This window comes from Streptomyces sp. 4F14 (assembly GCF_048159485.1).
Lineage (GTDB): Bacteria > Actinomycetota > Actinomycetes > Streptomycetales > Streptomycetaceae > Streptomyces.
Map to the genome: position 1 here is coordinate 186,744 of NZ_JBLRVY010000023.1, position 6,102 is coordinate 192,845.

Sequence of the window (6,102 nt, forward strand, 5' to 3'; positions counted from 1 at the left end):
GAAAGTGACATGGCAACTGATTACGACCGCCCCGGAGTCACCACATTCCAGGTGCGCGCCGAGGTTTTCGTCGCCGCCTCCGCGGACCGGGTGTACGAGGTCGTCAGCGACCTCGGGCGCAGCGGGGAGTGGAGCCCCGAGTGCCGGGGCGGCACCTGGATCAAGGGTGAACCCGCCACCGTCGGCGCGGTCTTCGAGGGCAGGAACCTGCGCGGGGCCGAGGCCGTGCCGTGGGCGCCGGTCATCCGGGGCGAGTGGTCGACCTGCTCCGAGGTCGTCGAGGCCGTCCCCGGCGCCGTGTTCCGCTGGATCATCCTCACGAGCGACGGCCGGCCCCAGGAGAGCACCTGGTCCTTCGAGATCTCCCCGGCCGACGGGGGTGTGACCCTCGTCCACCACTACCGGCTGGGCCGCCTCACCGAGGGCCTCTCGAAGATCTTCGCGTCCCTCGACGAGGCGGGCCGGGAACGGTTCGTGACGGAGTGGAACGCGAAGCTGGCGGGGGACGTGGAGCGGACGGTGACGGGGGTCAAGAGGGTGATCGAAGGGGGGTGACCAGGAGGGAACCCCCTCCAGGGGGACGCGGAACTCGATAGGGATCTCCCCAATGCTGTCGTCCGCGACGGCGCGAAGAATCGGTCCTGTTCGCAGGAGCAGAGGGCAGAGGCGCGGAGTACACCTCCGCCCTTCCCCTCCTTCTTCGCCCGTCCGTCCGACCTTGGAGCCCCCATGCCGTTGAGTAACCCTGGAGCCGGGAACGCGGGTTTCCCGCTGCGGGCGCTGGTGCGGGTCGTGCTCGACGACGAGGGCGTGCCGGACTGGGAGACGGTCGAGGGCGGCTTCTGGTGCCGGGTCGGGCCGGCCGAGCAGGCACGCCGGGTGCAGGGCTGGAAACTGCACGTCTCCGCGACCCCGCTCTCCGCGCCGGAGGTACTGGCGCGGGCCACGCGGGTGCTGGTGCGCCACGGCTGTCCGTTCAAGTTCGCCGCGCGTGCCGAGCACGTCGAGGAACTCACCGGCATCCGCTACGACCGCGCCCAGTGCGGCAAGTTCATCACCGCCTACCCCCACGACGACGACCAACTGCGGACCCTGGCCGAGGAGTTGGACCGGGCGACGGCCGGGCTGCCCGGCCCCCGCATCCTGTCCGACCGCCCCTACCGTCCGGGCAGCCTGGTCCACTACCGTTACGGCGCGTTCAACGGTGTCCCGCACGTCAGCAACGAGGGCGTGCACCAAGCCAGACTCCAGGCCCCCGACGGCAGCGCGGTCGAGGACCTGCGCAACCCCTGGTTCTCACCCCCGGCCTGGGCGCAACTGCCGTTCCCGGGCCCGCCGGGCAGACCCGGCAAGGCGCCGAGCGCACCCCGGCAGGTGCTCCTGCGGGACCGGTACGCCGTCCACGACGCGATCCGCCACTCCGCGCGCGGCGGTGTCTACCGCGCGCTGGACCGGGAGACCGGTGACGAGGTCATCGTCAAGGAGGCCCGCGCGCACGTCGGCAGCTGGTACACGGGACTCGACGCGCGGGACGGACTGCGCGCGGAGGCGGCCGGCCTCACCGCGCTGTCCGGCCTCGGCCCCGACCTCGTCGAACTCTTCGACCACGAGGACCGGACCTTCCTCGTCGAGACCCTGGTACCCGGCGTGACGTTGGCACGCTGGACCAGCGAACGCTTCACTGCCCTGCCGGACTTCGGCACCGGGCTGCCCCTCGACGACGTCCGCGCCCTGGCCCTGCGCCTCACCCGCCTGCTCGGCGAGATCCACGAACGGGGCCTGGTCTACCGGGACTTCACCCCCAACAACGTGATGGTCACCCCCGACGGCGAACTCCGCCTGATCGACCCCGAGTTCGTGGCCCGCCCGGGGGAGTGGGGGCTCCGCGCCTACACCCCGGGCTACGGCGCCCCCGAGTACGTCGACGGCCCCCGCTACGGCCCGGTCCCCGGACCCGCCGTCGACCTCTTCGCCCTGGGCGCCACCCTCTTCTTCCTGGCCACCGGCGTCGGCCCCGCCTTCACGCCCGACGAACCCGCCGACCGCCGTACGGTCGTGGAACGGCTCGACGGCGTCCTGGCCCTCACCGACGCGCAGAACACGACGGCCCGCACACTGGCGCCGGCCGTACGCGGACTGTGCGCGGGGGAACCGGCGGCCCGCTGGTCCACGGAACGGCTCAGCGGCTGGCTGGAAAACCTGACACCCCGTCTCTCCGTGTCCCCGATGCACCCCGGCGGAGCCCCGATGGACCGGCTCATCGACGACGGACTGGCCCACACGCTGGCGACCATGGCCGACGAGGACGCCGACCGCCTCTGGCGAACCACGCCCTTCGGCGACGGCACGGACCCCTGCAACGTCCAGCACGGCGCAGCGGGCGTCCTCCTGACGCTCGCCCAGGCCGACACAGTCCTCTCCCGCCCCGACCTGCGGGAAGCCATGGCCCGCACAGCCACCTGGCTCACCGCCCGCCTCGACCTCACCGAAGCCCAACCCCCCTTGCCCGGCCTCTACTTCGGCCGCGCGGGCACCGCCTGGGCCCTCCACGACACCGCCCGGCACCTCGACGACCCCGCCCTCGCCGAGCGCGCGGAGAAGCTGGCGCTGGCCCTGCCCCTGCGCTGGGCCAACCCGGACGTGTTCCACGGCGCGGCCGGAGCCGGTCTGGCCCAGCTGCGGCTGTGGCGGGCGACCGGGCGCGAGGAGTTCCTGGACCGCGCGGCGACGTGTGCCGACGGCCTCACGGAGGCGGCCGTACGCGGTGACGACGGCGTGTTCTGGCCCGTCCCCGCCGACTTCGACTCCGCGCTCGCCGGGATCACCCACCTCGGCTACGCCCACGGCGTGGCGGGTGTGGGCGCCTTCCTCCTGGAAGCCGCCCTGGCCACCGGCCGCGCGGACCTCCTCGACCTGGCCCGCGAGGCCGGCGACACGCTGACGCGGGCCGCCGAACGCGGCCCCGGCGGCGCGGTCTGGCGTACCGACCGCGCGGGGGAGCCCGGCACCGGGATGCGGTTCCACCTGTGCAGCGGCGCCTCCGGCGTCGGCACCTTCCTGCTCCGGCTGTGGCAGGCCACGGGCGAGGACACGCTGAGGGAGCTGGCAGAGGAGGCGGCGACCGCCGTACACCGCGCCCGCTGGTTCACGGGGACGGCCGTCTGCCACGGGCTGGCCGGCAACGGGGACTTCCTCCTCGACATGGACCAGGCCCTCGGCGGACCGTACCGGGCGATGGCCGAGGACTTCGCGGCCACCCTGTACACCCGGCACGCCCTGCGGGACGGCCGTGCGCTGCTGCCCGACGAGAGCGGGGCGCGCGTCACCGTCGACTACGGCGTCGGCCTCGCCGGAACCGTCTCCTTCCTGCTGCGCCTGCGGCACGGCGGCCCGCGCCTCCTGCTCGACGGCGCCGGGAGCCCCGCACGGGTGGAGGTGCCGGCATGACGCCGCGGACCCTGTACCGCAGCAGCCGGGCGTTCTCCCCGAACGGGCTGCGCGCGGTCTGCCTGGCCCACGACGAGACCGGCGCCCGCCACCTGGAGACCTGGGAACTCACCGGGACCGGCCCGCGCAGACGACTGCGGACCCCCCTCGGCAAGGACCTGCCCCTCACCCAGTGCGTGGCGCTCGACGACGGCCGCGCCCTGCTCTCCTGGCACGAACCCGGCGGCGCCCAGCGCATCGACTTGTACGACCGGACCGGCGCCCGCCGCCCCCTCGGCCCCTGCCCCGCCCCGCTGCGCCTGCTGCCGGGCCTCGACCTGCCCGGCTGGATCGCCACCGCGATCACCTACGGGCCCGACGAGCACTCCACGGTGTACCGGGTCGGCGACGACGAACCCTGGCTCACCCCCGTGACCCGGCTGCCCGGACGGCTGGGCGGCGCGGCGCCCGTCGGCTCCTTCCTCGCGGTGACGGCGGTCGTCGACGGCACCCCGACCCCCCTGCGGATCGACCCCGACCGCGTCACCCCGCTCACCCCGGACGGCACCGGAGCCCGCCACGTCCTGTCCTCCCGCGCGGGCCGCGTGCTCCTCGCCGCCGACACCGGCGCCGGACTGCGCCTGGCCGTGGCGAGCGACAGCGGCGTACGGCTCCTGGACGGGCCGGGCACGCCGGACACCACCGTCACCCCGCTCGCCCTGGACCCGACGGGCGACCTCGTCGCCGTAGCCGTCAACCGGGGGGCGGGCGCCGAACTCGCCCTGTACGACGGGGAGTCCGGTGTCCTCCGTCAGGTGACGGCGCCTCCGGGCGTCCTCGGGCCCGAGGCGGCCTGGACCCACCGGGGGCTGTGGCTGGCGTACTCCGGGCCGGACCGGCCCACCGTCTTCGGCTGGGCGCCGCCCGGGGCGGACGCCCTGCGGACGGCGCCCGCCCAGACCGGCCGGCACCCCGCCCGCCTGGAGCGGCTGCCCGGCGCCGAGGGCCCCGTCGAAGCCGTCGTGTACGGGCCCGACTGGCGTGACGGCACCCCGCTGGTCATCGCCCTGCACGGCGGACCCGACCGGCACTGGACGCTCGGCTTCGACCCCCTGCTCCAGACGTTCGCCGACGCCGGTATCGCCGTCATCGCGCCCAACCAGCGCGGCAGCACCGGCTACGGCCGCGCCCACGCGGACGCCATCCGGGGTGCGTGGGGCGGCCCCGACCTCGCCGACCTCCGCGCGCTGCGCGCCCACGTCGACGAGACGCGCGGACCGCACGCACCCCGGCCCGCTGTCCACGGCAGCAGCTACGGCGCCTTCCTCGCCCTGCTCGCGACGGCCGCGGACCCGGACGGCTGGTCGGGCTGCGTGGCCGTGGCACCGTTCACGTCCGTACCGGCGCTGTACGCGGACGCGCCGACGCCGACCCGCAACCTCATCGACCGCCTGGTGGGTCACGGCGACGTGGACGACGCCCTCGGGCCGCGCGACCTGCTGCGCCTCGCGCCGCGCATCCGCACCGGCGTGCTCCTCCTGCACGGACGGCTCGACGAGACCATCCCGGTCTCCCAGTCACGGGCGCTGGCGCACCGGCTGATCGACGCGGGCCACGGCCACGTCACCTACCGGGAGCCCGCCGACCGGGGGCACGCGGCCCTCAACACCCTGCCCGGCACCGCGCAGCCGCGCGAGATCACCGACTTCCTGACCCGGCCGGACCCCCTGCGCGGGGCGTCCACGGGCCAGGGACACCGGCCGCTCCTCGCGGCCGTGGCACACCACTGACCGCGACACCCGGAGAGGGGGTGAACTCATGGACATGGAACTGGAGATCGAGGCGCTCCAACTGCTCGGCGCCGCCGACACGTCGCTGTACCTCGGCGGCCTGGAGCCGGACGACTGCGCCATCACCTGTGACGGCGTCAGCTGCAAGGCCAGCTGCGGCATCTCCTGCACCGTCACCGGCTGACCCGGTGACCGGCAGGACCGCGACGACACCCGAGAGGAGGTGACCTACGACATGGAATCCACCATCGACCTGGGCCTGGACGCTCTTCAGCTGCTGAACAGCGAGGAGACGCGGCTGTACATCGGCGACCTCGAAGACGGCGCGTGCGGGACGTTCACCTGTGCCCTGACGTGCAGCTACAGCTGTGACATCAGCTGCGACATCAGCCTCATGAAGTGACGCACCGGCCGGGCGCGCAGTCCACGCGCGCCCGGCCGTACCCGCAACCTACCCGAGAAGAAGGAGTCACAGCCCCATGGAGATCGAGACGGACGCGCTCCAGCTCCTGAGCGCCGAGGAGAGCCGCCTGTACGGGGGTGGCGGCCTGGAGCAGGAGCGCTGCGGCGCCACCTGTGCCCAGACCTGCGAGCACACCTGTCTGGTCACCAGCTGAACCGGTGACCGGCCCGACGCCCGAGGGGAGGTGACCCGAAGACATGGACACCACCATCGACCCCGACGCCCTTCAGCTGCTGGCCGGCGAGGAGGCGCGGCTCTACGTCGGCGACCTGGAACGCGACCAGTGCGGCACGTACACCTGCGCGCTCTCGTGCACCTACAGCTGCGAGAACACCTGCGAGCTCACCAAGGTCATCTGACCGCACCACCCACCCGAGAAGACGAGAAGAAAAGGAGGCCGCGAACCCATGGACATCGAGACGG

General features: G+C 73.9%; 7 protein-coding genes. All 7 read left to right on the forward strand.

The features are described from left to right. Positions 1-9 precede the first annotated feature (9 nt). Complete coding sequence (locus ACLZOT_RS33835; protein ID WP_416972951.1) at positions 10-555, forward strand: SRPBCC family protein; 546 nt, start codon at positions 10-12, stop codon at positions 553-555. A 174-nt stretch (positions 556-729) separates the two neighbouring features. After that, complete coding sequence (gene lanL / locus ACLZOT_RS33840; RefSeq protein WP_416972952.1) at positions 730-3,447, forward strand: class IV lanthionine synthetase LanL; 2,718 nt, start codon at positions 730-732, stop codon at positions 3,445-3,447. Continuing rightward, entirely contained in the window at positions 3,444-5,216 is a 1,773-nt protein-coding gene (locus tag ACLZOT_RS33845) for a prolyl oligopeptidase family serine peptidase (protein WP_416972953.1), read from the forward strand. The genes lanL and ACLZOT_RS33845 overlap by 4 nt, the downstream gene beginning before the upstream one ends. A 28-nt stretch (positions 5,217-5,244) precedes the next feature. After that, positions 5,245-5,400 carry a hypothetical protein gene (locus ACLZOT_RS33850; protein ID WP_416972954.1) on the forward strand — a complete coding sequence of 52 codons (156 nt, stop codon included), beginning with the start codon at positions 5,245-5,247 and terminating at the stop codon, positions 5,398-5,400. 51 nt (positions 5,401-5,451) lie between these two features. Beyond that, a complete protein-coding gene (locus ACLZOT_RS33855) occupies positions 5,452-5,619 on the forward strand; it encodes a hypothetical protein (RefSeq protein WP_416972955.1) in 168 nt (55 codons plus the stop codon). 76 nt (positions 5,620-5,695) lie between these two features. Then, complete coding sequence (locus ACLZOT_RS33860; RefSeq protein ID WP_416972956.1) at positions 5,696-5,833, forward strand: hypothetical protein; 138 nt, start codon at positions 5,696-5,698, stop codon at positions 5,831-5,833. Positions 5,834-5,876: 43 nt separating this feature from the next. Further along, the gene (locus tag ACLZOT_RS33865; protein WP_416972957.1) at positions 5,877-6,038 is read left to right on the forward strand and encodes an ALQxL family class IV lanthipeptide; all 162 of its coding nucleotides are present in this window, start codon (positions 5,877-5,879) and stop codon (positions 6,036-6,038) included. Positions 6,039-6,102: the final 64 nt, after the last annotated feature.

What these genes read in the sequence shown, in the direction of transcription:
- ACLZOT_RS33855 (WP_416972955.1), top strand. Translation starts at nt 5,452, where the DNA reads ATGGAATCCACCATCGACCTGGGCCTGGACGCTCTTCAGCTGCTGAAC.
- ACLZOT_RS33845 (WP_416972953.1), top strand. Translation starts at nt 3,444, where the DNA reads ATGACGCCGCGGACCCTGTACCGCAGCAGCCGGGCGTTCTCCCCGAAC.
- ACLZOT_RS33865 (WP_416972957.1), top strand. Translation starts at nt 5,877, where the DNA reads ATGGACACCACCATCGACCCCGACGCCCTTCAGCTGCTGGCCGGCGAG.
- lanL (WP_416972952.1), top strand. Translation starts at nt 730, where the DNA reads ATGCCGTTGAGTAACCCTGGAGCCGGGAACGCGGGTTTCCCGCTGCGG.
- ACLZOT_RS33860 (WP_416972956.1), top strand. Translation starts at nt 5,696, where the DNA reads ATGGAGATCGAGACGGACGCGCTCCAGCTCCTGAGCGCCGAGGAGAGC.
- ACLZOT_RS33835 (WP_416972951.1), top strand. Translation starts at nt 10, where the DNA reads ATGGCAACTGATTACGACCGCCCCGGAGTCACCACATTCCAGGTGCGC.
- ACLZOT_RS33850 (WP_416972954.1), top strand. Translation starts at nt 5,245, where the DNA reads ATGGACATGGAACTGGAGATCGAGGCGCTCCAACTGCTCGGCGCCGCC.